This is a genomic window from Streptomyces sp. NBC_00557, assembly GCF_036345995.1.
In the GTDB taxonomy this organism is placed as follows: Bacteria; Actinomycetota; Actinomycetes; order Streptomycetales; family Streptomycetaceae; genus Streptomyces.
Genome location: NZ_CP107796.1, coordinates 1,011,768 through 1,038,100, shown reverse-complemented (window position 1 = coordinate 1,038,100; position 26,333 = coordinate 1,011,768). Strand labels below are relative to the sequence as shown.

23 protein-coding genes are annotated in these 26,333 nt (G+C 73.5%); 15 read left to right on the top strand and 8 right to left on the bottom strand.

What is annotated here, in order from left to right:
- Nucleotides 1–27: 27 nt before the first annotated feature.
- From OG956_RS03985 to OG956_RS03950, 8 genes are read left to right on the top strand one after another with little or no spacing between them, the layout of a single operon-like run.
- The gene (locus OG956_RS03985; RefSeq protein ID WP_330336526.1) at nucleotides 28–1,092 is read left to right on the top strand and encodes a sugar ABC transporter substrate-binding protein; all 1,065 of its coding nucleotides are present in this window, start codon (nucleotides 28–30) and stop codon (nucleotides 1,090–1,092) included.
- On the top strand, nucleotides 1,089–2,639 hold the full coding sequence (locus OG956_RS03980) for a sugar ABC transporter ATP-binding protein (RefSeq protein WP_330336525.1): 1,551 nt from the start codon (nucleotides 1,089–1,091) through the stop codon (nucleotides 2,637–2,639). Before OG956_RS03985 ends, OG956_RS03980 begins: the two co-directional genes overlap by 4 nt.
- A 28-nt stretch (nucleotides 2,640–2,667) precedes the next feature.
- The gene (locus OG956_RS03975; protein ID WP_330342730.1) at nucleotides 2,668–3,669 is read left to right on the top strand and encodes an ABC transporter permease; all 1,002 of its coding nucleotides are present in this window, start codon (nucleotides 2,668–2,670) and stop codon (nucleotides 3,667–3,669) included.
- A 36-nt stretch (nucleotides 3,670–3,705) separates the two neighbouring features.
- A complete protein-coding gene (locus OG956_RS03970) occupies nucleotides 3,706–5,046 on the top strand; it encodes an L-fuconate dehydratase (protein WP_330336524.1) in 1,341 nt (446 codons plus the stop codon).
- Entirely contained in the window at nucleotides 5,043–5,798 is a 756-nt protein-coding gene (locus tag OG956_RS03965; protein ID WP_330336523.1) for an SDR family NAD(P)-dependent oxidoreductase, read from the top strand. The genes OG956_RS03970 and OG956_RS03965 overlap by 4 nt, the downstream gene beginning before the upstream one ends.
- Entirely contained in the window at nucleotides 5,795–6,766 is a 972-nt protein-coding gene (locus OG956_RS03960; RefSeq protein WP_330336522.1) for an aldo/keto reductase, read from the top strand. The genes OG956_RS03965 and OG956_RS03960 overlap by 4 nt, the downstream gene beginning before the upstream one ends.
- Entirely contained in the window at nucleotides 6,763–7,113 is a 351-nt protein-coding gene (locus OG956_RS03955; protein ID WP_330336521.1) for an L-rhamnose mutarotase, read from the top strand. The genes OG956_RS03960 and OG956_RS03955 overlap by 4 nt, the downstream gene beginning before the upstream one ends.
- Nucleotides 7,110–7,949, top strand: coding sequence for an amidohydrolase family protein (locus OG956_RS03950; RefSeq protein WP_330336520.1), 840 nt, complete (start codon nucleotides 7,110–7,112; stop codon nucleotides 7,947–7,949). The genes OG956_RS03955 and OG956_RS03950 overlap by 4 nt, the downstream gene beginning before the upstream one ends.
- Nucleotides 7,950–8,031: 82 nt before the next feature.
- Here the strand turns inward: OG956_RS03950 and OG956_RS03945 are convergent, their stop codons facing one another.
- Entirely contained in the window at nucleotides 8,032–9,456 is a 1,425-nt protein-coding gene (locus OG956_RS03945) for a lipase maturation factor family protein (protein ID WP_330336519.1), read from the bottom strand.
- Between the two features lie 138 nt (nucleotides 9,457–9,594).
- Between OG956_RS03945 and OG956_RS03940 the strand changes: the two genes are divergently transcribed.
- The 3 genes from OG956_RS03940 to OG956_RS03930 all read left to right on the top strand — a co-directional run bounded on the left by OG956_RS03940 (nucleotide 9,595) and on the right by OG956_RS03930 (nucleotide 13,675).
- Entirely contained in the window at nucleotides 9,595–10,599 is a 1,005-nt protein-coding gene (locus tag OG956_RS03940; RefSeq protein WP_330336518.1) for a DUF6777 domain-containing protein, read from the top strand.
- A gap of 96 nt (nucleotides 10,600–10,695) precedes the next feature.
- Nucleotides 10,696–12,762, top strand: coding sequence for a SpoIIE family protein phosphatase (locus OG956_RS03935; protein ID WP_330336517.1), 2,067 nt, complete (start codon nucleotides 10,696–10,698; stop codon nucleotides 12,760–12,762).
- Between the two features lie 49 nt (nucleotides 12,763–12,811).
- Nucleotides 12,812–13,675 (top strand): Fpg/Nei family DNA glycosylase, encoded by an 864-nt coding sequence (locus tag OG956_RS03930; protein ID WP_330336516.1) that lies wholly within the window; start codon nucleotides 12,812–12,814, stop codon nucleotides 13,673–13,675.
- Here the strand turns inward: OG956_RS03930 and OG956_RS03925 are convergent, their stop codons facing one another.
- From OG956_RS03925 to OG956_RS03905, 5 genes are all read right to left on the bottom strand, one after another.
- A complete protein-coding gene (locus OG956_RS03925) occupies nucleotides 13,676–14,332 on the bottom strand; it encodes a zf-HC2 domain-containing protein (protein ID WP_330336515.1) in 657 nt (218 codons plus the stop codon).
- Nucleotides 14,333–14,505: 173 nt separating this feature from the next.
- Nucleotides 14,506–15,021, bottom strand: a complete 516-nt coding sequence (locus OG956_RS03920; protein WP_330336514.1) for a hypothetical protein — start codon at nucleotides 15,019–15,021, stop codon at nucleotides 14,506–14,508.
- 153 nt (nucleotides 15,022–15,174) lie between these two features.
- The gene (locus OG956_RS03915; protein WP_330336513.1) at nucleotides 15,175–15,744 is read right to left on the bottom strand and encodes a sigma-70 family RNA polymerase sigma factor; all 570 of its coding nucleotides are present in this window, start codon (nucleotides 15,742–15,744) and stop codon (nucleotides 15,175–15,177) included.
- Nucleotides 15,745–15,870: 126 nt separating this feature from the next.
- Nucleotides 15,871–17,286, bottom strand: coding sequence for an amino acid permease (locus OG956_RS03910; protein WP_330336512.1), 1,416 nt, complete (start codon nucleotides 17,284–17,286; stop codon nucleotides 15,871–15,873).
- A gap of 50 nt (nucleotides 17,287–17,336) precedes the next feature.
- Nucleotides 17,337–18,290 (bottom strand): LysR family transcriptional regulator, encoded by a 954-nt coding sequence (locus OG956_RS03905; RefSeq protein ID WP_330336511.1) that lies wholly within the window; start codon nucleotides 18,288–18,290, stop codon nucleotides 17,337–17,339.
- A 102-nt stretch (nucleotides 18,291–18,392) separates the two neighbouring features.
- Here OG956_RS03905 and OG956_RS03900 point away from each other — a divergent pair, with 102 nt between their 5' ends.
- Complete coding sequence (locus OG956_RS03900; protein ID WP_330336510.1) at nucleotides 18,393–19,652, top strand: MFS transporter; 1,260 nt, start codon at nucleotides 18,393–18,395, stop codon at nucleotides 19,650–19,652.
- On the opposite strand, the gene OG956_RS03895 is transcribed toward OG956_RS03900, so the two are convergent.
- Nucleotides 19,588–20,061: a universal stress protein gene (locus tag OG956_RS03895; protein ID WP_330336509.1), complete on the bottom strand. Its 474-nt coding sequence runs from the start codon at nucleotides 20,059–20,061 to the stop codon at nucleotides 19,588–19,590. The two genes, OG956_RS03900 and OG956_RS03895, sit on opposite strands and share 65 nt — an antisense overlap.
- 267 nt (nucleotides 20,062–20,328) lie before the next feature.
- Between OG956_RS03895 and lysX the strand changes: the two genes are divergently transcribed.
- Nucleotides 20,329–23,607 (top strand): bifunctional lysylphosphatidylglycerol synthetase/lysine--tRNA ligase LysX, encoded by a 3,279-nt coding sequence (gene lysX, locus OG956_RS03890; RefSeq protein ID WP_330336508.1) that lies wholly within the window; start codon nucleotides 20,329–20,331, stop codon nucleotides 23,605–23,607.
- Between the two features lie 123 nt (nucleotides 23,608–23,730).
- Nucleotides 23,731–24,567 carry a polysaccharide deacetylase family protein gene (locus OG956_RS03885; RefSeq protein WP_330336507.1) on the top strand — a complete coding sequence of 279 codons (837 nt, stop codon included), beginning with the start codon at nucleotides 23,731–23,733 and terminating at the stop codon, nucleotides 24,565–24,567.
- Between the two features lie 51 nt (nucleotides 24,568–24,618).
- On the opposite strand, the gene OG956_RS03880 is transcribed toward OG956_RS03885, so the two are convergent.
- On the bottom strand, nucleotides 24,619–25,296 hold the full coding sequence (locus tag OG956_RS03880; RefSeq protein WP_330336506.1) for a class F sortase: 678 nt from the start codon (nucleotides 25,294–25,296) through the stop codon (nucleotides 24,619–24,621).
- Between the two features lie 332 nt (nucleotides 25,297–25,628).
- On the opposite strand from OG956_RS03880, the gene OG956_RS03875 reads away from it, so the two are divergent.
- The gene (locus OG956_RS03875) at nucleotides 25,629–26,294 is read left to right on the top strand and encodes a hypothetical protein (protein ID WP_330336505.1); all 666 of its coding nucleotides are present in this window, start codon (nucleotides 25,629–25,631) and stop codon (nucleotides 26,292–26,294) included.
- Nucleotides 26,295–26,333: the final 39 nt, after the last annotated feature.

The following is a 26,333-nucleotide window of genomic DNA, read 5'->3' as shown; positions in this document are numbered from 1 at the left end:
CGAACACCCTCGACGAGGAGCCGCGAGATGCCCGCCAGCACTGTCAGGAAGCGCAGCAGGTCCCGGATCACCGGCGCGACGGCTCTCGCCGCCTGCGCCTCGCTCATGCTCGCCGCCTGCGGCAGCACCAAGGACACCGCGAGCGCGAGCGGCGGCGGCACCGGCAGGGTCGGCGTGATCCTGCCGCTGCTGACCTCGCCGTTCTGGCAGTCGTACAACGACTACGTGCCCAAGATGGCCAAGTCCGAGGGCGTGCAGGTGCTGAAGACGGTCAACTCCAACAGCGACCCCTCGCAGCAGATCACCGACATCGACAACGAACTCACCCAGGGCGTCAAGGGACTGGTCGTCGCCCCGCTGGACAGCGCCGCCATCCAGGCCGGGCTCGACCAGGCCGAGCGCAAGGGCGTCCCCGTGGTCGCCGTGGACGTCGCGCCCGACAAGGGCAAGGTCGCCATGGTGGTGCGCGCCGACAACGTGGCGTACGGCGAGAAGGCGTGCGACTACCTCGGGCAGCACATCGGCAGCGGCAAGGTCGTCCAGATCATGGGCGACCTCGCCTCGGTCAACGGCCGCGACCGCTCCGAGGCCTTCCGCTCCTGCGTGAAGAAGAAGTACCCCACACTCAAGGTGCTGGAGATCCCCGCCAAGTGGGAGTCCGACACCGCCGCCGCCAAGCTGGACACGCTCCTGAACGCCAACCCCGACATCAAGGGCATCTACCTCCAGGCCGGCGGCGTCTACCTGGCGCCCACCCTGCAGACCCTGAAGTCCAAGCACCTGCTGAAGCCGGCCGGGCAGAAGGGCCATATCGCCATCGTCTCCAACGACGGCATCCCGCAGGAGTTCGACGCCATCCGCAAGGGGGAGATCGACGCCACCGTCTCCCAGCCCGCCGACGCCTACGCCAAGTACGGCCTGTACTACATCAAGGCGGCGATGGCCGGGAAGACGTTCAAGCCCGGTAAGACCGACCACGGCTCGGTGATCGTCAGACTGCCCAGCGGGATCCTGGAGGACCAGCTGCCCGCGCCGCTGGTCACCAAGGCCAACGTCGACGACCCCAAGCTGTGGGGCAACACGGTCGGATGAGCACGCCACTCGTTGAAGCAGAGGGCATCGTCAAGCGGTACGGCCCCACCGTCGCGCTCGCCGACGGCCGGCTCACCGTGCTGCCCGGCGAGTCCCACGCCCTGGTCGGCCGCAACGGCGCCGGCAAGTCCACCCTGGTGAACGTCCTCACCGGACTGCAGGCCCCGGACGCGGGCACCGTCCGCTTCGACGGCGAGCCCGCGCCCCCGCTCGCCGACCGGGACGCCTGGCGCCGCAAGGTCGCCTGCGTCTACCAGAAACCCACGGTCGTCCCGGAACTGACCGTCGCCGAGAACCTGTTCCTCAACCGTCAGCCGACCGGCCGCGGCCTGATCAGCTGGCGCCGGCTGCGCCGGGAGGCCGCCGACCTGCTCGGCACCTGGGACGTGCGCGTCGACCCGGAGGCACGCACCGCCGACCTCAGGGTCGAGGACCGCCAGATGGTGGAAATCGCGCGGGCGCTGAGCCTCGGCGCCCGGTTCATCGTGCTGGACGAACCCACCGCCCAGCTCGACAACCGGGAGATCGAGCGCCTCTTCACCCGCATGCGGTCCTTGCAGGACTCGGGCGTCACCTTCCTGTTCATCTCCCACCACCTCCAGGAGGTGTACGAGGTCTGCCAGACGGTCACCGTGCTGCGCGACGCCCGCTGGATCACCACCGCGCCCGTCGCCGGCCTGCCGAAGGCGGCCCTGGTGGAGGCCATGGCGGGGGAGTCCGTCGCCGAACAGGCCGCACCCGCCAGGGAGGCCGACGAGCGCGCCCCCGTCCTGCTGGCCGCGCACGGGCTCACCTCGCCGGCGTACGAGAACGTCGACCTCACCGTCCGCCGCGGCGAGGTCGTCGGACTCGCCGGCTCCAGCGGCAGCGGCAAGACCGAGCTGGCCGAGTCCTTCGCCGGACTGCACACCCCGACCGGCGGCACCGCCGAACTGGACGGCGCACCGCTGCCGTTCGGGGACGTACGGGCCGCCCTCAGGGCCGGCGTCGGCTGTGTCCCGCGAGACCGGCACGAGCAGGGGCTGGTGTCCGGCATGAGCATCGGCGACAACGCCACCCTCAGCGTGCTGGACCGGCTCGGCCGGTTCGGCTTCGTCGCCCCCGCCGCCCGGCGCCGCTTCGCCGCCGGCCTGATCGACCGCCTCGACATCCACGCCGAGGGCCCCGACCAGCCGGTGTCCGACCTGTCCGGCGGCAACGCGCAGAAGGTCGTCATGGCCCGCGCTCTCGCTTCCGACCCCCGCCTGCTGGTGCTGATCAACCCCACCGCCGGCGTCGACGTGAAGTCCAAGGAGTCGCTGCTCGCCCGCATGGACAGCGCACGCAAGGACGGCACCGCCGTCCTCGTCGTCTCCGACGAACTCGACGACCTGCGCCGCTGCGACCGCGTCCTCGTCCTGTTCCACGGCCGTGTCGTCGCCGAGCACCCGGCCGGCTGGCGCGACCACGAGCTGATCGCCTCCATCGAAGGAGTTGACCATGGCTACAGCATCTCCCGGGGGCAGCCCCCGGACCCCCGGCCGAGCCGCGGGGGCCGGGGTGACTGAGATGAAGGCCGCGGCGCCCGCCGCCGCCATGCCCACCCGGGACCGGCAGGGCACCGGTGGCTCCAGGACCGTCCTGCTGCGCCGCGCCCGCGAACTCGCCCTGGTCCCCGCCCTGGTGCTGCTGATGGTGCTCGGCGCGGTGGTCAACGACTCCTTCCTGACCGAGCGGAACCTGATCTCGGTCCTCGGCGCCTCCGCCGCCCTCGCCATGGTCGTGCTCGCCGAATCCCTCGTGCTGATCACCGGCAAGTTCGACCTGTCCCTGGAGTCCGTCGTCGGCGTCGCGCCCGCCGTCGGCGCCCTGCTGGTGCTGCCCGCGAGCCAGTCGGGCTGGGGCACCGGCTTCCCGGCCGCGCTCGCGCTGCTCGCGATCCCCGTGGTCGGCGCGGTCGTCGGCGCCTTCAACGGCGTCCTCGTGGTGAAGTTCCGGCTCAACGCCTTCATCGTCACCCTCGCGATGCTCATCGTGCTGCGCGGCCTGCTGGTCGGCGCCACCAAGGGCAAGACCCTGTTCGGCATGCCCGACAGCTTCTACTCCCTGGCTTCCACCACGTTCCTCGACGTGCCGCTGTCCGTGTGGCTCGCCGCCCTCGCCTTCGCCATGGCGGGGTTCGTGCTGAAGTACCACCGCACCGGCCGCGCCCTGTACGCGATCGGCGGCAACGCGGACGCCGCCCGCGCGGCCGGCGTCCGCGTGGACCGGATCATGCTCGGCGTGTACGTGGTCGCGGGCGTGCTCGCCTCGCTCGGCGGCCTGCTGCAGACCGGGTACGTCGGCGCGATCAGCGCCAACCAGGGCCAGAACATGATCTTCACCGTGTTCGCGGCGGCGGTGATCGGCGGCATCAGCCTCGACGGCGGCAAGGGCACCATGTCCGGCGCCCTGACCGGGGTCCTCCTGCTGGGCGTCGTACAGAACCTGCTCACCCTCGCCCAGGTGCCCTCGTTCTGGATCCAGGCCATCTACGGCGGGATCATCCTGGTCGCCCTCGTCATCGCCCGCGTGACCACGGGCCGCGCCCAGGACTGATGCCCCGTCACCCCGCCCGTGACCGAAAGGACTTCAGTGTCCCAGGCCCCCGCCCGCGTCATCGCGGTCGACACCCACGACATCCGCTTCCCCACCTCGCGCGAGCTGGACGGCTCCGACGCGATGAACCCGGACCCCGACTACTCCGCGGCCTACGTCGTGCTGCGCACCGACGCCGGCGACGGGCACGAGGGACACGGGTTCGTCTTCACCATCGGGCGGGGCAACGACGTCCAGGTCGCCGCGATCGACGCGCTCCGGGACCATGTGCTCGGCCGCGACGTGGCCGGGCTGTGCGCCGACCCCGGCTCGCTCTTCCGCGACCTGATCGGCGACAGCCAGCTGCGCTGGCTCGGCCCCGAGAAGGGCGTGATGCACATGGCCGTCGGGGCCGTCGTCAACGCCGTCTGGGACCTCGCCGCCCGCCGGGCCGGCAAGCCGCTGTGGCAGCTGCTCGCCGACGCCGAACCCGAGTGGCTGGTCGGACAGATCGACTTCCGGTACATCGCGGACGCGCTCACCCCCGAGGAGGCCCTCGGCCTGCTGCGGCGGGGCAGAGAAGGCGCAGCCGAGCGCCGGGCGCGGCTGCTGGAGCGCGGCTACCCCGCCTACACCACCTCACCGGGCTGGCTCGGCTACGACGACGACAAGCTCGGCCGGCTCGCCGCGCAGGCCGTCGCCGACGGCTTCACGCAGATCAAGCTGAAGGTCGGCGCCGACCTCGACGACGACATCCGGCGCTGCCGGGTCGCCCGCGCGGTCGTCGGACCGGACATCCGGCTCGCCGTCGACGCCAACCAGCGCTGGAACGTGGACGAGGCGATCCGCTGGACCAGGGCCCTCGCCGCCTTCGACCCGTACTGGATCGAGGAGCCCACCAGCCCCGACGACGTCCTCGGCCACGCCGCGATCCGCCGCGCGGTGGCCCCGGTGAAGGTCGCCACCGGCGAACACGTGCACAACCGGATCATGTTCAAGCAGCTGCTCCAGGCCGGCGCCGTCGACATCGTCCAGATCGACGCGGCCCGCGTCGCCGGCGTCAACGAGAACCTCGCCATCCTGCTGCTCGCCGCCAGGTTCGGCGTCCCCGTCTGCCCGCACGCGGGCGGCGTCGGTCTGTGCGAACTAGTCCAGCACCTGTCGATGTTCGACTACCTGGCCGTCTCCGGCACCACCGAGGACCGGGTCATCGAGTACGTCGACCACCTGCACGAGCACTTCGTCACCCCCGTCGTCGTCCGCGACGGCCACTACCGGGCACCCACCGCGCCCGGCTTCTCCGCCGCCCTGCGCCCGGAGTCGGTCGCGCGGTACGCCTTCCCCGGCGGCGCCTGCTGGGCCGCCGCTCCCGACACCCAGAAGGGACACGCCGCATGAGCGACTTCGAGGGTCTGAAGGCCCTGGTCACCGGGGGCGCGTCCGGCATCGGCCGGGCGACCGCCGACCTCCTCGCCGCCCGCGGCGCCCGGGTCGCCGTCCTCGACCGGGACACGACGGGCGTCGACAAGCCGCTCCTGGCCTACCGGGCGGACGTCACCGACGACGCCTCGGTCCGCACGGCCGTCGAGCGGGCCGCCGACGACCTCGGCGGCCTGGACATCCTCGTCAACAACGCCGGGATCGGCGCCCAGGGCACGGTCGAGGACAACGACGACGCCGAGTGGCGGCACGTCTTCGACGTCAACGTCCTCGGGATGGTCCGCACCGCCCGCGCCGCCCTCCCGCACCTGCGCCGCTCGGCGCACGCCGCGATCGTCAACACCTGCTCCATCGCCGCCACCGCCGGCCTCCCGCAACGCGCCCTCTACAGCGCCACCAAGGGCGCCGTGTACTCCCTGACCCTCGCCATGGCCGCCGACCACGTCCGCGAGGGCATCCGCGTCACCTGCGTCAACCCCGGCACGGTGGACACCCCGTGGATCGGCCGGCTGCTGGACGCGGCCGACGACCCGGCCGCCGAACGCGCCGCCCTCGAGGCCCGCCAGCCCACCGGACGCCTGGTCTCCGCCGCCGAGGTCGCGGGCGCCATCGCCTACCTGGCCGGCCCCCTGTCCGGCGCCACCACCGGCACCGCCCTCGCCATCGACGGCGGCATGCAGGGCCTCAGGCTGCGCCCGGCGGGCCGATGACCAGGCTCGGCCGCAGCCGCGTCGAGATCAGCCCGCTCGGCTTCGGCGCCGCGCCGCTCGGCAACCTCTACACGCCGATGGACGACGAGCAGGCGGCCGAGGCGGTGCGGGCCGCCTGGCAGCGCGGCATCCGGTACTTCGACACCGCCCCGCACTACGGCCTCGGCCTGTCCGAACGCCGGCTCGGCGCCGCCCTGCGCGCCTACGACCGCGCCCGCTACACCGTGTCCACCAAGGTCGGCCGCCGTCTCGAAGCGGCCGACGGCACGGGCGACGACCTCGCGCACGGGTTCGCCGTGCCGGCGACGCACCGGCGCGTGTGGGACTTCAGCGCCGACGGCGTGCGCCGCACCCTGGAGGCGAGCCTTGCCCGCCTCGGCCTCGACCGCGTCGACGTGGTCTATCTGCACGACCCCGACGACCACGCCGAGCCGGCCTTCCGCGAGGCCTACCCCGCCCTGGAGAAGCTGCGCGCCGAAGGCGTCGTCGGCGCGATCGGCGCGGGCATGAACCAGACCGCCCTGCTCACCCGGTTCGTCCGCGACACCGACGTGGACGTGGTCCTGTGCGCGGGCCGCTACACCCTGCTCGACCAGAGCGCCGCAGCCGACCTGCTGCCGGCGGCCGCCGAGCGCGGGGTGTCCGTCGTGCTCGGCGGCGTCTTCAACTCGGGCCTGCTGGCCGACCCCACGCCCGCCTCGACGTACGACTACGGCCCCGCGCCGCAGGAGTTGCTGGACCGTGCCCTGCGCATGAAGGCGGTCGCCGAGCGGCACGGCACCACCCTGCGTGCCGCCGCGCTGGCCTTCGCCTCCGCCCCGCCGGCCGTCGCCGGAGTCCTGGCCGGGCTCCGCTCGGCGGCCGAAGTCCACGACTGCGCCGACCAGTTCGCATCCGCGGTCCCGGCCGGGTTCTGGCAGGAGCTGCGGGAGTCCGGCCTGCTGCCCCGAGAGGAAGGACCGTCATGAGGGTCGCTCTGCACACCAAGGTCCGCGCCGACAGGATCGCCGACTACGAGGCGGCCCACCGCGAGGTGCCCAGGGAACTGACCAAGGCCATCCGGGCCGCCGGCGCCACCTCCTGGACCATCTGGCGGTGGGGGTCCCCCCGCGCGAGCGCAGCCGAGCGTGGGGGAGGAACCGATCTGTTCCATGTGCTGGAGTGCGAGGACTACGGCCGCCTGCTCGCCGAACTGGAACAGCTCCCGGTCAACGTGGCCTGGCAGGCCCGCATGGCCGAGCTGCTCGACGTCGTGCACGACTACTCGCGCTCGGGCGCGGACGCCGGACTGCCCGTCGTCTGGGAGCTGCCGTGACCGTCGACGCCCACCACCACGTCTGGGACCTGTCCGTACGCGACCAGGACTGGATCAGGGGCCCGGAACTGAAGCCGCTGCGGCGGAACTTCAGCCTCGCCGACCTGGAACCGGAGGCCCGCGCGGCGGGCGTGGACCGCACGGTCCTCGTCCAGACGGTCACCGTCGCCGAGGAGACACCCGAGTTCCTCGCGCTCGCGGCCGGGCACGACCTCGTCGCCGGCGTCGTGGGCTGGACCGACCTCACCCGCCCCGACATCGGCGACGAACTGGCCCGGCTGCGCGCACTCCCCGGCGGCGCCTTCCTGAAGGGCATCCGGCACCAGGTCCAGAGCGAGCCTGACCCCCAGTGGCTGCTGCGGCGGGACGTACAGCGGGGACTCACGGCCGTGGCGGCGGCGGGGCTGGCATACGACCTGGTCGTCCTGCCCCACCAGCTCCCGGCCTGCGCCGAGGCGGCCGCACGGCTGCCCCACCTCACCTTCGTCCTCGACCACGTGGGCAAACCGCCGATCGCCGCCGGGGAGCACGAGCCCTGGGCGTCCGCCCTGCGCGCACTCGCCGCGCACCCGAACACCGTCGCCAAACTCTCCGGCCTGGTCACCGAGGCCGACCCCGCCACCTGGACGACGGCAGACCTGCGACCGTACACCGACACCGCACTGGAGGCCTTCGGGCCCGACCGCCTGATGTTCGGCTCCGACTGGCCGGTGTGCACCCTCGCCGCGTCCTACGGGCGGGTCATGGACACCGCCCGCGCGCTGACCGCCGAGCTGAGCGACGACGAGCGGGCGAGCGTCTTCGCCGGGACCGCGACCCGCGTCTATCGCCTGTGAACGGACTACCGCCCAGGTTTACCCGGACCCGAACCCCGGGTTGATGTGTCCCCGTCATGCGCCTGGCCACGGGCCGGCTCCGTTACGGCCTGGGCTGCGCCTGCGTCGCCAGCCTCGTCGGGCGCAGATAGTCGCGCACATACGTCCGCTCCCAGCAGGCGCCGGTCTCCCGCAGCTCCCGCCAGCCGGTGAAGCGGTAGCGGAACAGGCGGGCCCGGACGAAGCGGGGCGGGGTGTCCGGCGGGAAGGGGCAGCGGCGCAGCAGCCGCAGGGTGTCACGGTCGTTCTCCAGCAGGCGTTCCACCAGCCCGCCGAACCATTCGCCGGCATAGGCCGGGGACAGCGCCGCGAACCACATCAGCCAGTCCAGGCGCAGATGGTACGGCGCGAACTGGCGCGGCCAGCGCCGGGTGTCCCCGGGCTTGCCCCGGAACTCGTACTCCCGCCAGTCGGAGTCCTCCCGCGGCACCTCGTCGAGGGTGCCCTCGACCACCACCTCGTAGCGGACCCGGCTGACGCTGCCGAACGCGCCGTAGGTGTTCACCAGGTGCAGCGGGTCGAAGGAGCGGTTCATGACCTGGCGCCGGGAGACCATGTTGACCACCGGGTGGTAGCTCAGGAAGAGCAGCAGCGCGCCGACCGCGAGCACCAGGACCTCGTACCACAGCGGCGCCGCCGGCACGGACGGCGCGGACGCCGGAATCTGCAGCGCCGACAGCGCCAGCACGATGGTGATCCAGTTCAGCCAGGAGAAGTTGCCGGAGAGCACCAGCCACAACTGGGTGACGATCATCAGCGCGGCGGCGGCCGACGCGACCGGCTGCGGGGTGAACAGCAGCACCGGCACGACGAGTTGGGTGACGTGGTTGGCGGCCACCTCCACCCGGTGCAGCGGCTTCGGCAGATGGTGGAAGAACCAGCTCAGCGGGCCCGGCATGGGCTGGGTCTCATGGTGGTAGTACAGGCAGGTCAGCTTCCGCCAGCACGCGTCGCCGCGCAGCTTGATCAGTCCCGCGCCGAACTCCACCCGGAACAGGATCCAGCGCAGCAGGAACAGCACCACGACCGGCGGCGCCACCTCGCCGTTGCCGAGGAACGCGGCCAGGAAGCCCGTCTCCAGCAGCAGCGACTCCCAGCCGAACGCGTACCACGTCTGGCCCACGTTCACGATCGACAGATACAGCGCCCACGGCACCAGCCACAGCAGGATCCCCGCCCACAGCGGCAGAGCTGAGTCCGCGCCGGCGAGCAGCGCCGCCGACACCCCGCAGCCGCCCCAGGCGCAGGCGGCGAAGAAGCGGTCGGAGTAGTGCAGGTGGAACAGGCTCGGGGCGCTTCTGAAGGGCACCCGGGACACGAACCGCGGGATCGGCAGCATGCCGCGCTCGCCCAGCAGCGCCCGGAACTGCCGGGCCGCGGTCAGGAACGCCACCAGGTACACGGCGGCCAGAGCCCGCTGGAAGACCAGCCGGCTCAGCCAGTAGTCGGGAGCGGTGAACCAGTTCACGGCTGCTGCGTGCCCTTCGTCACGGCCGGCCCCCGGTGCCGGCCCCTCATGATCCGCCGACCCGCTGCCGAGTTGCCAGCCGGACGGGAGCGATGCAGACAATGGAGAGAAATCACCCACAGTGATGCGGAGTGTACGGTGCGGATATCCGCCGGATCCATCGTCACGGCCTGCGCGCTCTCGGTGGCGTTCCTCGTCGCCGGCTGCGCCGGCCACGGTGTCAAGGAGGCCCGGATGGGCGAGGAGGTCTACCTCCTGCCCGCCGCTGCGCAGGGGCCCGACCCGTTCACCGGTTCCACGGTCACGACGCCGACGGCACCCCGGCCGGTGACCCCCGCCGCGAGCAGCGCCGAGCCCGCCGCCACCGGGCCGCCCGGCGCCTCCTCCTCCGCGCCGGCCCTGCCCGCCGCACTGGTCGCCGTGCCCCTGCGCGCGGTGCGGGTCGTGTCCGGCGCGACGCCCGGTCTCTACGGCGGCACGGCAGGCGTCTCCGGCTGTGACGTCGAGCGGCAGATCGCCTATCTGACGGCGGACCGCGCCAAGGGCGCCGCCTTCGCCCGGGTGGCCGGCGTCGCCGAGAGCGGCCTGCGCGGCTATCTGCGCGGCCTCACCCCGGTCGTGCTGCGCGCCGACACCCGGGTCACCGACCACGGCTACCGCGCCGGAAAGGAGACCGGCTACCAGGCCGTGCTCCAGGCCGGCACCGCCGTCCTCGTCGACGACCGGGGCCTGCCCCGCGTGCGCTGCGCCTGCGGCAACCCGCTGACGCCGCCCGCACGGGCCGGCACCGGCTTCGGGGCCCGGGGCAGCGCCTGGTCCGCGTACCGGCCGAGCCAGGTGATGGCGGTGACCGCCGCGCCCCGGCCCGTCACCCGCCTCACGCTCGCCGGCGCCGACACCCGGACCTGGATCGAACGGCGGATCGGCCACGACGTGCGCCGCGACCGGATCGTGCCGGCGCCCGCCTGGGCCACCGCCCCGCCCGACGACGGCCCCGACATGCCGGGCGCCGCACCGCCGTACACCTCGGCCCCACCGGGCGGCGGCGCGGTTCCCGTCCCGGCCGGCACGCCGCACCCGCCTCCGGGAGCGGTCCCGGGCGCTGCGGACGGCGGTGCCACGGCCCGCGCCCCCGACGGCTGAGCCGCCGGCGAGCCGGTCCGCCCGGAGCCGGGATCCCACCGATCCCACCGGGCCGAACAGGTCGAAGAATCGGATGAATGCTGGCAAGGTGGGCGCATGGCAGTTCGGGGAGCGAGCGCCGTGTCACTCCCGGAAGGCTGGCCCGCCCACCCGGATCCGATCCTGGCGCTCAACCGCATGGGCAGCTTCGACTGGGACCTGGACACGGGCCTGTTCCACATGGACGCCCAGGCGCACGAGGTGTTCGACCTGATGCCCGGGGAGTACGACGAACACCCCGAGTCCCTCGCCGCCCGGGTGCCGCCGCCCGAGGCAGCCCGGGTGGACGCCATGGTGTCCCAGGCCATCAAGGACGGCAGGGAGAACTACGGCGGCTACTTCCGCATCCGCTGCCGCGACGGCACCCTCCGCTGGACCCACACCCAGGGCTACATCCGCCGGGACGACACCGGCCGCCCGCGCCGGGTCGTCGGCATCGTGCGGGACGCCACCGAGGAACTCGCCGAGAGCGAGGCACGCAGCGCGCGCGCCGCCCAGGACGAGGCGTTCCGCCAGCAGACGAACGTCGTCCAGGCCGTCTCCGCCGCCCTCGCCCACGCCCGCAGCGTCCAGGACGTCATCGACGCGCTCAAGGACACCCGCGGCATCCGCCATCTCGGTGCGGCCAGTCTCGTGATGGGGCTGGTGGAGGCCGGCCGCATCCGGCTGGTCGCCGAGGGCCCCGTCGACGCGTCCGTGCCCGGCACCCAGCTCACCCGGATCGACGAGCCGTACCCGATGAGCGAGGTCGTGCGCACGCTGATGCCGCGGTTCATCGAGTCCCCGGAGGAGTTCGCCGACTGCTACCCCATCCTCTGGCCGCACCTCACCGACCTGCGGGTCACCTCGGCCGCCTATCTGCCGCTGATCGCCCAGGCCCGCCCGATCGGCGCGATGGGACTGCTCTACAGCGACCGGCGCGGCTTCTCCCCCGAGGAGCGCGCCGTCCTGGTCGCGTTCAGCAGCAGCGTCGCGCAGAGCCTGCAGGGGGCCATGCTCTACGAACAGGAGAAGGACCTCGCGCAGGGCCTGCAGCAGGCGATGCTGCCGCGCACCATTCCCGGCGTCCGCGGCGCCGACGTCGCCGTCCGCTACCGGTCGGCCGCCGCGGGCCGGCACATCGGCGGCGACTGGTACGACCTGGTCCCGCTGCCCGGCGGCCGGGTCGGCGCGGTCATCGGCGACGTCCAGGGCCACGACACCCACGCGGCGGCCGTCATGGGCCAGCTGCGCATCGTGCTGCGCGCCTACGCCGCCGAGGGTCACACCCCGGCCACCGTGATGGCCCGCGCCTCCGTCTTCCTGCACGAACTCGACACCGACCGCTTCGCCACCTGCCTGTACGCCGAGGCCGACCTGGCCACCGGAGTCGTCCAGGCGGTCCGTGCCGGGCACCTCGACCCGCTGATCCGGCACGGCGACGGCGACTGCTCGCGGATCCCGGTCGAGGGCGGGCTGCCGCTCGGCCTGTCCGCCGAGTTCGGCCGGCTGGAGTACCCCGTCTCCACCCTCGAACTCGACCCCGGCCACACCCTGGTGCTGTGCACCGACGGGATGGTCGAACAGCCCGGCGCCGACCTCGACGACGGCATGCGCCGCCTGGCGGCACTCGTCGCGGCCGGCCCCGAGGACGTGCGCGCCCTCGCCGACCTGCTGATCCAGCGGGCCGAGGAGCGGGGCGGCGACGACGACGTGGCGCTGCTCCTGCTGCGCCGGCGCACCCCGGAGGCCCCGCCGGCCGGCGGCCGGCTCCAGCAGCACGTGGCGCCGGGCGACTCCGAGGCCCTCACCCGGGCCCGGCACCTGATCCGCGCCGCGGTCCGCTCCTGGGGCTACCGCGACCGCGCCGACGAGATCGAACTGGTCGCCGACGAGCTGATCACCAACGCGCTGATGCACACCGAGGGCTCCGCCATCGTGACCCTGCGCGCCCTGGACCGCGGGCGCAGACTGCGCATCGAGGTCGAGGACTCCTCCAGCGCCCTGCCGCGCCGCCGCGAGCCGGGCGAGGACGGCGTCTCCGGCCGGGGCCTGCTGCTGGTGGACATGCTCGCCGACGGGTGGGGCGTGGAGGCCCGGGGCGGCGGCAAGGCGGTGTGGTGCGAGTTCCGCCGGGACGGCTGACGCGCGTCACCGCCGGGGCGGTGTCCGTGCCGGATGGCACTCTGGACGTATGCCGGAACTGCCCGAGGTAGAAGCGCTCAAGGACTTCCTCACCGAGCACCTGGTCGGCCGCCGGGTGGCGCGGGTGCTGCCGGTCGCCGTCAGCGTCCTGAAGACGTACGACCCTCCGGTCACCGCCTTCGAGGGCGGCGAGGTGACGGCCGTGCGGCGGCACGGCAAGTTCCTGGACCTCGCCGCGGACAGCGGGCTGCACCTGGTGACCCATCTGGCCCGGGCCGGCTGGCTGCGGTGGAAGGACCGGCTGCCCTCCGGCCCGCCCAGACCCGGCAAGGGGCCGCTCGCGCTGCGCGTGGCGCTGGAGACCGGCGAGGGCTTCGACCTGACCGAGGCCGGCACCCAGAAACGCCTCGCGGTGTACGTCGTCCGCGATCCGCGCGAGGTCGAGGGCATCGCCCGCCTCGGCCCGGACCCGCTCGCCGCCGACTTCGACGAGGACCGGCTCGCCGCCCTGCTCAAGGACGAGCGACGGCAGCTCAAGGGCGCCCTGCGCGACCAGTCCCTGATCGCGGGCGTCGGCAACGCCTACAGCGACGAGATCCTGCACGCCGCGAGGATGTCCCCGTTCAAGCTCGCCGCCTCCCTGACTCCGGAGGAGACGCACCGGCTCCACGAGGCGCTGCGCTCGACGCTCGGCGAGGCGGTCGAGCGCTCCCGGGGAGTGGCCGCCGGGCGGCTGAAGGCGGAGAAGAAGAGCGGCCTGAGGGTCCACGGCCGCACCGGCGAGCCCTGCCCGGTGTGCGGTGACACCATCCGCGAGGTCTCCTTCAGCGACTCCTCGCTGCAGTACTGCCCCACCTGCCAGACGGGCGGCAAGCCCCTGGCGGACCGCAGACTGTCCCGGCTGCTGAAGTAGTCACCGGCCCGCACCGACGGACACGAGCCGCTGTCCGTCCATGGTGAGCACGTCGTAGCGGGCGATCTGGTCGGGGTGCATCGTGGAGGACCCGAGCGTGGTGAAGGTGCCCGCGCCGCGGCCGGGTTCCATCCAGGTGCCGGCGGTCTCCTCGGAGCCGTCGCGGCCGACGACCACGAGCCGGCAGGCGTGCGGACCGGTGCCGTCCTTGACCTTCAGCAGCAGCCGGCTGCCGGAGTCGCCGTCGTCGGCGGTGACCTCGGCCCACACCCCGGTCCGCGCGTCCGTCGCCGCGGTGACGTGCGCGGCGTGCCCCGCGTGGCCGGTGAAGGCGACGATTCCCGGACCGGCCACGGCCAGCACCACGGAGGCGGCCAGGCCGTACAGCAGGCGCCTGCGGCGCGCCCGGTGCCGGTGCGCGACCTCGCCGAGCAGCCGGTCCAGCAACCGGGGACCGGGCTGTGCCATGGGGTGCACGAAGCGCGGCGTGGCGCGCCGGTACAGCATCAACTGCCGTGTGGCCGGCCCGAATTCGGTCACCTGTGCCGCGCACCGAGGGCACTCCATGAGGTGGTCCTCGAAGCGGAAGGCCTCCGCCTCGTCCAGCACGCCGAGCGCGTACGCGCCGACGTCGCGATGCCTTTCCAGGGACCTCATGCCGAATCCTCGTGCCGATGGGTGCGGGTGGGGTTACTGCGTGCACCCACCCGTACGCAGCCGACAGCCGAATCACTCAAGCCACCCACAGAATCCCGGATGAGAGATTCGGAGCCGCGCGGCACGCGGATTGGTCGGATTCCGGAAAACTTCGCAGGGACCGCGGCGAGCGGTCAGAACAGATGGATGGCGAGGTGCCCGAGGGGCAGCCCGAGCCGCCAGGCGGGCGTCCACACCTTCGGCCCCTCGTCCTCGCCGGCCGCCGCGCCGCCGCCCGGCACCGCGTCCAGGTCCGGGGCGAGCAGCTCGGTCTCCTCCAGCCAGCGCCAGGCGTCCGCGGCGAGGGCCAGGTCGGGGGAGCGGGTGCCGGACCGCTCGGCCTGCTCGGTCAGCTCGGTCATGCGCGCACGCACCCAGTCCCGCCACGGCTGGTCGTAGGCGGTCAGCGACAGCCAGGTCTCCAGCTGGGAGATCACCCGGATGCCGGACAGCTCGCCGTCGGTGTCGGACAGGAAGACGGTCAGCGCCAGCGCGTCCCGGCCGGCCCGGAACTCGAAGGAGGTCGGCGGCATCAGATCGCCGGTGCGCAGCAGCTCGTCGGCGATGTACTCGGCGTACAACCAGGCCATGGGGACGGTCAGTTCACCGCCGTCGGTGCCGTCCGTGCTCTCGTGCCCTCTGTGCTGCATCCCTTCCTGCCCTTCCTCCGGTACGTGCCCTCGTCGCCGGGCCCCGCCGGGATCGCAGCCCCGGCCCGCCCGGGAACGCGGATGAGGACAGCCCATTGCCCCAACGGGGGGTGCAGCAAGGCGCTTTGCGAAGGCTTTGCTTCGGTTCCGGTTTCAGTGCAGGTCGGCCGCATAATCCGGAAGGACCCGGCGCAGCGCGCGCAGCGCGTAGTACGCGCGGGACTTCACGGTACCGGGTGGCACGCCCAGGGTCTGCGCCGCTTCCGCCACACTGGCACCGAGGAAATACACGAGTACGAGGACGTCACGGTGCTCCGGCGTGAGCGTCTTCACAGCCCGGCGCACATCGAGCATCGCGGCGGCCCGCTCGGCGTGATCGGCGGTCACCCGCGCGGTCTCGGGAAGCTCGGCGCCGGTCTCCGGCGGCCGGGCCTGCCGGGCCCGCCGGGCGTCGATGGCGAGCCGCCGGGCGACCGTCAGCAGCCAGGGCCGTACGGAGTCGAAGTTCTCGGCGTGCAGCGCCTCCGGATGCTGCCAGGCGCGCACCAGGGTCTCCTGGACGAGGTCCTCGGCCCGCTGCCGGTCGCCGTCGCAGAGCCGGAGCAGCAGGGCGAACAGCGGTCCGCCGTGCTCGCGCTGGAGCGCGGCCAGTTCGTGCTCGGCGGTCGTCGTCCCGTGGGGCGGTGCCGCCGCCTGGCGGGTGAGGGGGGTTACGGCCGTCATGGCCGTATGGCAGCGCGGGGAGCGGCCGGGGGACAGGGCGCGGGGCCGCCGGAGCGACGGACGGTCGATCGGGTCGGCGAACGGTCGGACGAACGGTCCGCGACGGCGCCGCCGGCCCCCGTCCCGTCATTCGGCGGGCCGCTCCTGGGCCAGCACCGAGCGCTTGTAGGAGTAGCCGAAGTAGATCAGGCACCCGATCACGAACCACACCGCGAACCGCACCCAGGTCTGCCAGTGCAGGAACGTGATCAGCCAGACCGAGAAGACGCACCCCAGCGCCGGTACGACGGGCATTCCGGGCGTGCGGAAGGTGCGCGGCAGCTCCGGGCGCCGGTAGCGCAGCACGATCACCGCCGCGCACACGACCACGAACGCCAGCAGGATGCCGATGTTCGTCAGCTCCGCCGCCGAGCCGATCGGCACGAACCCGGCGATGGCGGCCGAGGCGACCCCGACGATCCAGGTCACCCGGGTCGGCACGTGCCGCGTCGGGTGCGTCTTGGCGAACCACCGGGGCAGCAGACCGTCGCGGGACATGGAGAACCACACCCGGGTCACGCCGAGCATGAACGTGAACATCACCGTGAGGATGCCGATGATCGCGCCGACCGCGATCACGTCCGCGAGCCCGTGCAGACCCACCGCCTTGAACGCCGAGGAGAAGCCGCTCTCCGGGTCGATGTGCTTGTACTGCTGCATGCCCGTCAGCACCAGGCAGGCCGCCACGTACAGCACCATCGAGATCACCAGCGAGTAGATGATCGCCTTCGGCATGTGCCGCTGGGCGTCCCTGGACTCCTCCGCCGCCGTCGACATGGCGTCGTAGCCGAACACCGCGAAGAACACGGTCGCCGCGCCGGTGAACGCGCCGCTGACGCCGAACGGGAAGAACGGGTGGTAGTTCGACGCGGTGATGTGGAACACGCCGACGCCGATCACCAGCAGCACCACCAGCACCTTCAGCGCCACCACGAAGGTCTCGAAGCGGGCCGCGCTGCGGATGCCCAGGTTCAGCAGCCAGGCGATCAGCAGGCACAGGACCGCCGCGAAGAGATCGACCCGGTGCCCGGCGCCGGTGCCGGGCGCGCCCAGCATCCAGGCGGGCAGCTTCGCGCCCATCTCCTCGACCAGGAAGCCGAAGTAGCCCGAGATGCCGATGGCCACCACCGCCACGATCGCGGTGTACTCCAGCAGCAGGTCCCAGCCGATGAACCAGCCCGCGAACTCGCCGAGCACCGCGTAGCCGTAGGTGTACGCCGACCCCGCCTTCGGGATCAGCCCGGCGAACTCGGCGTACGACAGCGCCGCGCAGGCGCTGGCCACACCGGCGATCAGGAACGACACCAGCACCGCGGGGCCCGCCGTGCCGTTGGCCACCGTGCCCGCCAGCGTGAAGATGCCGGCGCCGATGATGCCGCCCACGCCGATCGCGGTGAGCTGCCACAGGCCGAGCGAGCGGTCCAGCCGGGTGCCCTCGCCGACCTCGGTGTCCTCGATGGGTTTGCGCCGGAGAATGCCCTCACCCGCGCGGAGCCTGGCCATGCCCCTCACCTCTTCGCCGACGGCAACGGCTGACGCCGGATCATGATGGCTCAGGGCCGCCGCGCAGGGAAGACGCCACGCACGGCCCAGGCGGGCGTCCAGGTGCAGCCTTCGGGCCGGGCGGGCGGCCCGGCCGTGAGATGGGCCCGCAGGGCGGGGAGCGCCGGGTGCGGGTTGGCGGTGACCCACAGCAGGGAGTGCGGGTAGACGGGTGTCGGGTCGCGCAGCGGGATACGGCGCAGATCGTGGCCGGACGGCCAGGTCAGCCGGGTCCGCTCGCTGACGAGAGTCGCCAGGGAGCCGGAACCGGCGACCGCCTCCTGCACCGCCCCGGTGAAGTTCGGGCCCGAGGAGTCGATGGTGAGCCCGAACTCGGCGGCGAGGCACGCGTAGTAGGCGGCCCACTCGGTGCCCTCCACGATGCCCGGCATCCAGATCCGGTGCCCGGCCAGCTCCCCGGGCGACACCGAGCGCCGCCCGGCCAGGGCGTGCCGCGGGCCGGTGAGCAGCTGGAGCGGCTCGTCGTACACCGGCGCGGCAGCGACGCCCCTGGGCAGCGGTCTGCCCGGCATGACCACGGCCCGGAAGGACGCGTCGATCGCACCCGAGCGCAGGGCGGTGAGCGCCGAGTCCACGTCGAAGAGCGTGACGACGTCCAGGGCGATGTCCGGGTGCGCCTCGTGGAAGCCGCGCAGCAGCCCCGCCGGGGCGAGCCGTGCGCCGATCACATCGACCCGCAGGGGGCGCCGCCCGAGCCGTACGGAGGCGGCCGCGCGCTCCTCGGCCAGCAGCAGCTCGCGGGCGTGGGGCAGGAAGGCATGGCCGTCGACCGTCAGCTCGGCGCCCCGGGCGGTACGGGTGAACAGGCGCACGCCCAGCTCCTTCTCCAGCGCGCCGATCCGCTTGGAGACGGCCTGCTGGGTGATCGCCAAGACCGCCGCGGCCTCCTGGAACTGTCCCGAGTCGGCCACGGCGACGAAGGTGCGCACTGCCTTGAGATCCACGGCGTCACGGTACAACCAACGGTTGTGCCATTCCTCCCGGCGGTTGTTTGATCCGGCGCCCACCTGCGGGTTTTCATGTCCCGGGTCAACGGGAGGTTGTGCATGGCGCTGGGCCGGCGGTTCGGGTGGCTGTGGGCAGCGTACGCGGTGAGCGCGCTCGGCACCTACCTCGCCTTCGACGCGTTCTCGGTGATCGCGGTCATCGCACTGCACGCCGGCCCGGCCGAGGTGGCGCTGCTCGCGGCGACCGGGCCCGCGGTGGGCGCCGTGGCCGCGATCCCGCTCGGGCCCTGGGTGGAGTTCCGGCGCAAACGCCCGGTGATGATCGCGATGGACCTCGTCCGGTTCGCCGCGCTGCTCACCGTCCCCGCCGCCTGCGCGCTCGGCGGGCTCGGCCTCGGCCAGCTGCTGCTGGTGTCCGTCGTCGTCGCGGCGGCCGACATCACCTTCAACGCCGCCTCCGGCGCCTTCCTCAAATCGCTCGTGCCGGCCGGCCGGCTGCTCGCCGCGAACTCCCGGTTCGAGTCCACGAACTGGACCGCCCTCGTCCTCGGGCCACCCCTCGGCGGCGCCGCGATCGGCCTGTTCGGCCCGGTGGCGACCGTCGCGGCGAACGCGGTCAGCTTCCTGCTGTCGGCCCTGGGCATCGGGGCCGTCGGCGGCGGTGAGCCCCGCCCCGAGGGCGCCGGCGGGCGGTGCCTGCGCGCCGCCGACCTGCCCGACGGCTGGCGGCACATCCTCACCAGCCCCGAACTGCGGCCGCTGTTCTTCAACAACCTCGCGGCCAACGCCCTGATCATGGTCGCCGCGCCGCCGCTGGCCGTCCTCATGCTCGGCCCGCTCGGCTTCGCCCCCTGGCAGTACGGCCTCGCCTTCGCCGTGCCCTGCCTCGGCGGCCTCCTCGGCTCCCGGCTGGCCGGCCCGCTCGTCGCCCGGCACGGGCAGCTGCGGGTGCTGCGCGTCGCGGGCACCCTGCGCGCCGTCTGGCCGCTCGGGCTGGCCTTCGTCCGGTCCGGACCGCCCGGCCTGCTGCTGGTCATGGTCCTGGAGTTCGGGGTGATCACCTGCTCGGGCGTCTACAGCCCCGTGTACGCCACCCGCCGCCTGGAGTGCACCCCCGACGACCGGGTCGCCCGCACCCTGTCCGCCTGGTCGGTCACCGGCAAGGCCACCACGGCCGCCCTGACGGCCCTGTGGGGACTGCTGGCGAGCCTCACCGGCCCACGCGCCGCCATCGCCCTGGCCGGCGTCCTGCTCCTGGCGACACCGCCCCTGCTGCTGCGGGCGACGCGGGAGGTCACGGCACCACGGTCACCGGCCAGCGCCCCGCCTTCACCAGCCGGATCGCCACCGAGCCGATGAACCGGTGCCCGGCCTGCTCGGAGGCGCCCACGACCACCGCGTCCGCCTTCAGCTCGTCGGCCGCCTTCACCAGCCCGCTGTAGGGGTCGCCGCGGAAGGTGTGGAACTCCCAGCGCACCTCGAATATCCCCTTGACCCGCTCGGCCGCCTCCCGGATGTAGCTGACCAGGTCCTCGGCGATCTCGTCGGTCGTCTCCGCCACCGGCGCCCCGAGCGCCGCTCCGGCCGCCAGCACCGGCTGCACGTACACCACGGCCAGCAGCGCGTGCTGCCGCCGGGCGAGGCCGCCCGCGTACGCCGCGGCCCGCAGGCTGGAGTCGGAGCCGTCCACGCCGACGACGATGACCTTCGGCCCGTCCGTGCCCCGCTCGAACTGGTACGAATGCGAGTGCGAGTGCTGTTCCGTCACGGCCGTGAGGTTATCGGAACACGCGGTTCCCGCTGAGCGGCGCGGCGCCCGAGGGCCGAACCGGACGCCCGCGGCGCACCGCGCCCGCGGCGTGCGGCCGGTGCGGCGCACGGTCCGGCCGTGCACGGCGGGTGGCCGGTGCGGGGCAGGGTCCGGCCGCGCGCCGCGGGGCCGCTCGCGCCGGGCCGGTATCACCCGCGCCGTGCCGCCGTGCCGCCGTGCCGTCTCGACGGGCGAGGCGGGCGGCGCCTTCCTACAGTCGGAATCATGACCGCCAGCGCGGAGCCCGCCGCACGGAGGGACGTCACGGCCTCGACCCGCCCGCCCGCCGGCCGGCGCCTCGGCTGGGTGCCCGAGGCCTTCGCGACGCTCTTCGCGGCGCTCGGCCTGCTGTGCGCCCTGCTCGCGCTCGTCGAACCGCTGCGCCGGCTGCTCCGCCCGGTGGCCCGCGCCCTCGACCTGGTGCTGGTGCCCATCAGCGCCAACCTGGCCTACGCCGTCTTCCTGTTCCTGCTCGGCGGCGCCACCGCCGCCCGCAAGAAGGTCGCCTGGTGGCTGGTCGTCGTCTATCTGGGCCTGGTCGTCCTCACCGACGCCCTCGGCCTGGGCCTCGGCCTGTACGCCGCGTCACTGCCGTCGCTGGTGCTGTGCGGTCTGCTGCTGGCCCTGCTCGTCGTGGCCCGCCGGGAGTTCTACGCCGCCTCCCGCCGCGGAGCCGTCTGGCGGGCGTTCGCCGTGCTGCTGGGCGGCCTCGTCGTGGCCATCCTGCTGGGCTGGGCGCTCGTCATGATGTTCCCGGGCACTCTGCCGGCGAGCCAGCACCTGGCCTGGGCGGCCGACCGGGTCTGCGGCGGACTGGTCTCGAGCGGCTCCTTCGCGGGCCGCCCGCCCCGCCGGGTCACCTTCGTGCTCGGCCTGCTCGGCGCCCTCGCCCTGCTGAACGCCGCCGCCGCCCTGTTCCGCTCCCAGCGCCTGGAAGCCGCCCTGCACGGCGACGAGGAGGCCCGCATCCGCGCCCTCCTCGCGGCCTGGGGCGACCGGGACTCCCTCGGCTACTTCGCCACCCGCCGCGACAAGGCCGTCGTCTTCTCGCCCAGCGGCAAGGCCGCCGTCACCTATCGCGTCGAGGCCGGCGTCTGCCTCGCCAGCGGCGATCCCGTCGGCGACCCGGAGGCCTGGCCGCACGCCATCGCCGCCTGGCTCGACGTCGCCCGCCGCTACGCCTGGGTGCCCGCGGTGATGGGCGCCTCCGAGGACGGCGCCCGCGCCTACGCCCGCGCCGGGCTCGGCGCCCTGCAGCTCGGCGACGAGGCGATCGTGCACGTGGCCTCCTTCGATCTGGACGGCCGGGACATGCGGGTCACCCGGCAGGCCGTGCACCGCGTCCGCCGTACCGGCGCCACCTGCCGGATCCGCCGGCACGCCACCCTCACCGAGCGGGAGGCGGAGGAGATCGTCGACAAGGCCGACGCCTGGCGCGACACCGAGACCGAGCGCGGCTTCTCCATGGCCCTGGACCGGCTCGGCGACCCCGCGGACGGCGACTGCCTGCTCGTGGAGGCCCTCGGCGAGGACGGCCGGCTCCTCGCCCTGCTGTCCTTCGTGCCCTGGGGCCGCGACGGCATCTCCCTGGACCTGATGCGCCGCGACCGCGCGGCCCCCAACGGGGTCATGGAGTTCATGGTCGCCGAGCTGTGCGCCGCCGCGCCGAAACTGGGCATCCGCAGGATCTCGCTGAACTTCGCGGTCTTCCGGTCGGTCTTCGAGGAGGGCGCCCGCATCGGCGCCGGACCCGTGCTGCGGCTGTGGCGCCGGCTGCTGCTGTTCTTCTCCCGCTGGTGGCAGCTGGAGGCCCTGTACCGCTCCAACGCCAAGTACCACCCGGAGTGGTATCCGCGGTTCCTCTGCTACGGCGACGCCGCCGCCCTCGCCCGCATCGGCCTGGCCTCCGGCATCGCCGAAGGCTTCGTCTCCGTGCCGTCGCTGCGCAAGCTCTGGGGAAAGGGGCGCCCGAGGAACGGGCAGCGTCCCGCCACCACCCAGGGCCTGCCGTCCCTGGCGGCGCTCGGCCTCGAAGCGGGGGCGCCGGCCGGGCCCGCCGCACCGCAGGCGGACCTGCCCGACCAGGTCCGCGTCCGGCACCGCAAGCTCGACCGGCTGCGCGCCGGCGGCACCGACCCCTATCCGGTCGGCGTCCCCGCCCCCACCCACGCCCTCGCCGACGTGCCCCCCGGCGCGGACGTCACCGTCGCCGGCCGGCTCATGCTGGTCCGCGACTTCGGCGGCATCGTCTTCGCCGTGCTGCGCGACTGGTCCGGCGACCACCAGATCGCCCTCGCCCGCGACCGCTGCGGCGCCGCCCTCGACCGCTTCACCGCCGTGTGCGACATCGGCGACCACCTCACCGTCACCGGCCGTTCGGGCCTGAGCGACAAGGGCGAGCCCACCGTCTTCGCCGCCTCCTGGCAGCTCACCGGCAAGTGCCTGCGCCCGCTGCCCGACAAGCGCCGGGGCCTCGCCGACCCCGAGGCGAAGGTGCGCCGCCGCTATCTCGACCTGGCCACCAGCCCCGCCGCCCGCGCCGTGCTGCGGGCCCGCTCCGCCGCCGTACAGGCCCTGCGGCAGGGACTGCTGGACCGCGGTTACGTCGAGGTCGAGACCCCGATGCTGCAACGGATCCACGGCGGCGCCAACGCCCGCCCCTTCACCACCCACATCAACGCCTACGACCTCGACCTGTACCTGCGCATCGCCCCCGAGCTGTATCTGAAGCGGCTGTGCGTGGGCGGCCTGGAGAAGGTCTTCGAACTGGGCCGCACCTTCCGCAACGAGGGCGTCTCCTACAAGCACAACCCCGAGTTCACGATGCTGGAGGCCTACCAGGCGTACGCCGACTACGACGTCATGCTCGACCTCACCCGCGAACTGGTCCAGGGCGCGGCGACCGCCGCCTTCGGCGCCCCGGTGGCCCGCAGGAACGGGCAGGAGTACGACCTGTCCGGGCAGTGGCCGGTCAAGACCGTGTACGGCGCCATCTCCGAGGTGCTGGGGGAGGAGATCGGCCCCGGCACCGAACTGCTGCGGCTGCACCGGCTGTGCGACCGGGCCGGGGTGCCGTACACCGCCGACGACGGGCCCGGCGACATCGTCCTGGAGATGTACGAGCGGCTGGTCGAGGAACGCACCGGCGCCCCCACCTTCTACAAGGACTTCCCCACCGACGTCTCCCCGCTGACCCGGCAGCACCGCGCCGACCCGCGGCTCGCCGAGCGCTGGGACCTCGTCGCCTTCGGCACCGAACTCGGCACCGCCTACTCCGAGTTGACCGACCCGGTGGAGCAGCGCCGGCGGCTGACCGAGCAGTCGCTGCGGGCGGCCGGGGGCGATGCGGAGGCCATGGAGCTGGACGAGGACTTCCTGCAGGCCCTGGAGTACGCCATGCCCCCGACCGGCGGGCTCGGCATCGGCGTGGACCGGCTGGTGATGTTCCTCACCGGCCTGACGATCCGGGAGACCCTGCCGTTCCCGCTGGTGCGCCGCCGCTGAACCGCGCGCCCCGGCCGCCGTCCGTGCGCCCGGCCATCCGTGCTGGGCCGTCCGGGTGCCTTCCCGCCGCCGCACCGGTGTCGTTGCGGTGCGCCGGAGCGGTGTGTGGGCGAGTGATGAGTCATGCAGAAGGACCAGTTGTTCACGCGGCGCCGGATGCTCCTGGCCGGCGCCGCCGCGCTGGGGGCCGCGGGTACCGCCGGAGCCGTCCTGGCGGGCGGCGCCGAGGACAGCCCCGAGGCCGCCGCCCCGCCCGCCCCCGGCCCGCGGGCCCGCCAGGCGCCCGGACCGTCCGCCTTCCGGCTGCAGCCGCTCACCGGGTACGGGCCGCCGCGGGCCGCGCCGCACCGGCTGAGGGTCCGCACCGAACCCCTCGTGCGGATGCCGGGGCGCGGCCGGCGGATGACGCTGACCTTCGACGACGGACCCGACCCCGCGTACACCCCGCACGTCCTGGACACCCTCGCCAGGTACGACGTACGCGCCATGTTCTTCGTGTGCGGCCAGTGCGTCGCCGGCCACAGGGAACTGGTGGCCCGGATGGCCGACGACGGCCATGTCGTCGGCAACCACACCTGGACGCATCCGGTGCTGACCTCCCTCAGCCGCGGGAGGATCCGCGACGAGATGAAAAGGACCAGCGACGTCATCGAGGACGCCTGCGGCGAGCGCCCGCAGTGGTTCCGGGCACCCTTCGGCGCCTGGGACCGGACCGTGTTCCGGCTGGGCGCCGAGATGGGGATGGAACCGCTGGGCTGGACCGTCGACACCACCGACTGGATGCTGCCGGGGGTCAGGACCATCGTGCGCCGGGTGGAGGCGGAGGCCGCCCCCGGTGCCGTGGTGCTCTCCCACGACGCCGGGGGAGACCGTTCGCAGACCGTTCGCGCGCTGCGTGAATGGCTGCCCCGTCTCCTCGATTCCGGATATCGCATGACGGTGCCGAAATGGCGCGTGTGACGGTTTCCCCGGGGCCGTTCCCGGAATATCGGCCCGCCTGGTCGCGGTGGTTCACCGCACCGCGACCAGGCGGGCGAAGACGACCACGTTCCCGTCGTAACCGTGCTGCTTGGAGAAACCGCCGCCGCAGGTGATGACCCGCAGTTCCGGAGTTCCTTTCGAGCCGTAGACGCGGTCGCCCGGAAAGCCGTTCTTGGAGAAGAGTTCGACGCCGTAGGTCTCGAACACCGCGGTCTTTCCGTCCTTGCGCAGAACCTCGATCCGGTTTCCCTTCCTGAGGTTTCCCAGTCCGTAGAACACGGCGGGGCCCTGCTGGTTGTCCACGTGCCCGACGATGACGGCCGTGCCCTCCTCGCCGGGGGAGACCGCACCGGTGAACCAGCCCGCCAGCTCCGGGTTCTCCGGCGGTGGCGCGCCGATCCAGCCGTCCTTGTCCAGGGTGACCGGCATCACCGGCGCGTCGACCCGGATCGCCGGGATCCGCACCCGGGCGGCGGCGGAGAACGCCAGCGGCGCCGGGGCCGCGGGGTGGGTGCGGGCGCCCGTGGCGGGCCGGCTGTCCGGGGCGGCCACCGAGGCGGGCTGCGGCGGGCCGACGTCGAACTCGCCCGAACCGTTGCGGATGAGCGCGATGCCGGTCAGCAGAACCAGCGCCGTCACGCCCCACGGGGCGCGCCTCTTTCGCCGCTCCTCCTCTTCGGCACGTTCGAACAGCTCGGACGCAGACATTCGCCATCCCCTCTCGACGTGCCCGTCACCACGTCCCTCGCGCATGGGAAAACGCTAAATCCCCGCGCACGCGGCGGGCGACGGGGTGAGCGGCGAACGGTGGCGGCAGGGGCTGTGCGGTGCGCCATCCGAGTTGCCGTACCCCGGTGGTTTCTGACGGTACGTGACCTGCGACAATATCCGATTGTGTGCTTTTCTTGCGGGATGTTGCGTCACCAGGACAGAGCATTCTCGACGTGCGGGCGTGTTCCGCGCGCTCGAGTGTCGTCCCGGGAGGTGTTTTCTCGCCGATCGACCGGGGACGGCCCCGGGCGCCTCCCGCGGAGGTTCACATGCGCAACCCACGTGCCCTGAGGGCCGCTTGGACGGCGGCCGCCGTCCTCGGGCTCGCCTCCCCGGTGGCGGTCGCGGCCGACACGGGCAACGGCGACGTCCCGTACACCAGTCCGGACCGGGCGGACCACCCCGGCCTGGACGAGCAGCACGGAAACCGCGGCAGGGACGAGCACCATGGAAACGGCGGCCGGGCGGAGGGCGGGGCAAACGGCGGCCGGCACGACGGATCCGCCGGTCGTGAGGGCGGCTCCCGGGACGACGACGGCGGGCCGCGTGGCATCCTCGTCACGCCCGGGGTGCTCCCGGCGGGCGGGCGGCTCACCGTCTCCGTGGAGGGCTGCCCCGACGGCGGCACCATGTCCTCCCGCGCCTTCCCGGCCACCGGACTCGACGCGTCCGGCGGCGGCGCCTCGCGGGCCGGCGTCCGCCTCGACCGCGACGCCCGCCCCGGCCGCTACGACCTCACGGTCCGCTGCGACGGCACGGCCCTGGTCCGCCCGGACGCCTTCACCGTGCTCGGCGGCGTCCACGGCGGTGTCGGAGGCAACCGGGCCGCCGGCGCCACGCCGAGCGACATGGCCGCCGGCGCGGCACTGGTCACCCTGTCGGTCGTCGGGGGCGGCACGTACTGGCTGCGCCGCCGCCGGGAGAAGCGGAGCTGACGCCGCGTCACCGGGCCGTCCCTTCCGCGGCGGACGGAA

What these genes read in the sequence shown, in the direction of transcription:
- OG956_RS03880 (WP_330336506.1), bottom strand. Translation starts at nt 25,296, where the DNA reads ATGTCTGCGTCCGAGCTGTTCGAACGTGCCGAAGAGGAGGAGCGGCGA.
- OG956_RS03875 (WP_330336505.1), top strand. Translation starts at nt 25,629, where the DNA reads ATGCGCAACCCACGTGCCCTGAGGGCCGCTTGGACGGCGGCCGCCGTC.
- OG956_RS03985 (WP_330336526.1), top strand. Translation starts at nt 28, where the DNA reads ATGCCCGCCAGCACTGTCAGGAAGCGCAGCAGGTCCCGGATCACCGGC.
- OG956_RS03935 (WP_330336517.1), top strand. Translation starts at nt 10,696, where the DNA reads ATGGCAGTTCGGGGAGCGAGCGCCGTGTCACTCCCGGAAGGCTGGCCC.
- OG956_RS03975 (WP_330342730.1), top strand. Translation starts at nt 2,668, where the DNA reads ATGCCCACCCGGGACCGGCAGGGCACCGGTGGCTCCAGGACCGTCCTG.
- OG956_RS03955 (WP_330336521.1), top strand. Translation starts at nt 6,763, where the DNA reads ATGAGGGTCGCTCTGCACACCAAGGTCCGCGCCGACAGGATCGCCGAC.
- lysX (WP_330336508.1), top strand. Translation starts at nt 20,329, where the DNA reads ATGACCGCCAGCGCGGAGCCCGCCGCACGGAGGGACGTCACGGCCTCG.
- OG956_RS03885 (WP_330336507.1), top strand. Translation starts at nt 23,731, where the DNA reads ATGCAGAAGGACCAGTTGTTCACGCGGCGCCGGATGCTCCTGGCCGGC.
- OG956_RS03960 (WP_330336522.1), top strand. Translation starts at nt 5,795, where the DNA reads ATGACCAGGCTCGGCCGCAGCCGCGTCGAGATCAGCCCGCTCGGCTTC.
- OG956_RS03930 (WP_330336516.1), top strand. Translation starts at nt 12,812, where the DNA reads ATGCCGGAACTGCCCGAGGTAGAAGCGCTCAAGGACTTCCTCACCGAG.
- OG956_RS03910 (WP_330336512.1), bottom strand. Translation starts at nt 17,286, where the DNA reads ATGGCCAGGCTCCGCGCGGGTGAGGGCATTCTCCGGCGCAAACCCATC.
- OG956_RS03920 (WP_330336514.1), bottom strand. Translation starts at nt 15,021, where the DNA reads ATGCAGCACAGAGGGCACGAGAGCACGGACGGCACCGACGGCGGTGAA.
- OG956_RS03965 (WP_330336523.1), top strand. Translation starts at nt 5,043, where the DNA reads ATGAGCGACTTCGAGGGTCTGAAGGCCCTGGTCACCGGGGGCGCGTCC.
- OG956_RS03915 (WP_330336513.1), bottom strand. Translation starts at nt 15,744, where the DNA reads ATGACGGCCGTAACCCCCCTCACCCGCCAGGCGGCGGCACCGCCCCAC.
- OG956_RS03900 (WP_330336510.1), top strand. Translation starts at nt 18,393, where the DNA reads ATGGCGCTGGGCCGGCGGTTCGGGTGGCTGTGGGCAGCGTACGCGGTG.
- OG956_RS03925 (WP_330336515.1), bottom strand. Translation starts at nt 14,332, where the DNA reads ATGAGGTCCCTGGAAAGGCATCGCGACGTCGGCGCGTACGCGCTCGGC.
- OG956_RS03980 (WP_330336525.1), top strand. Translation starts at nt 1,089, where the DNA reads ATGAGCACGCCACTCGTTGAAGCAGAGGGCATCGTCAAGCGGTACGGC.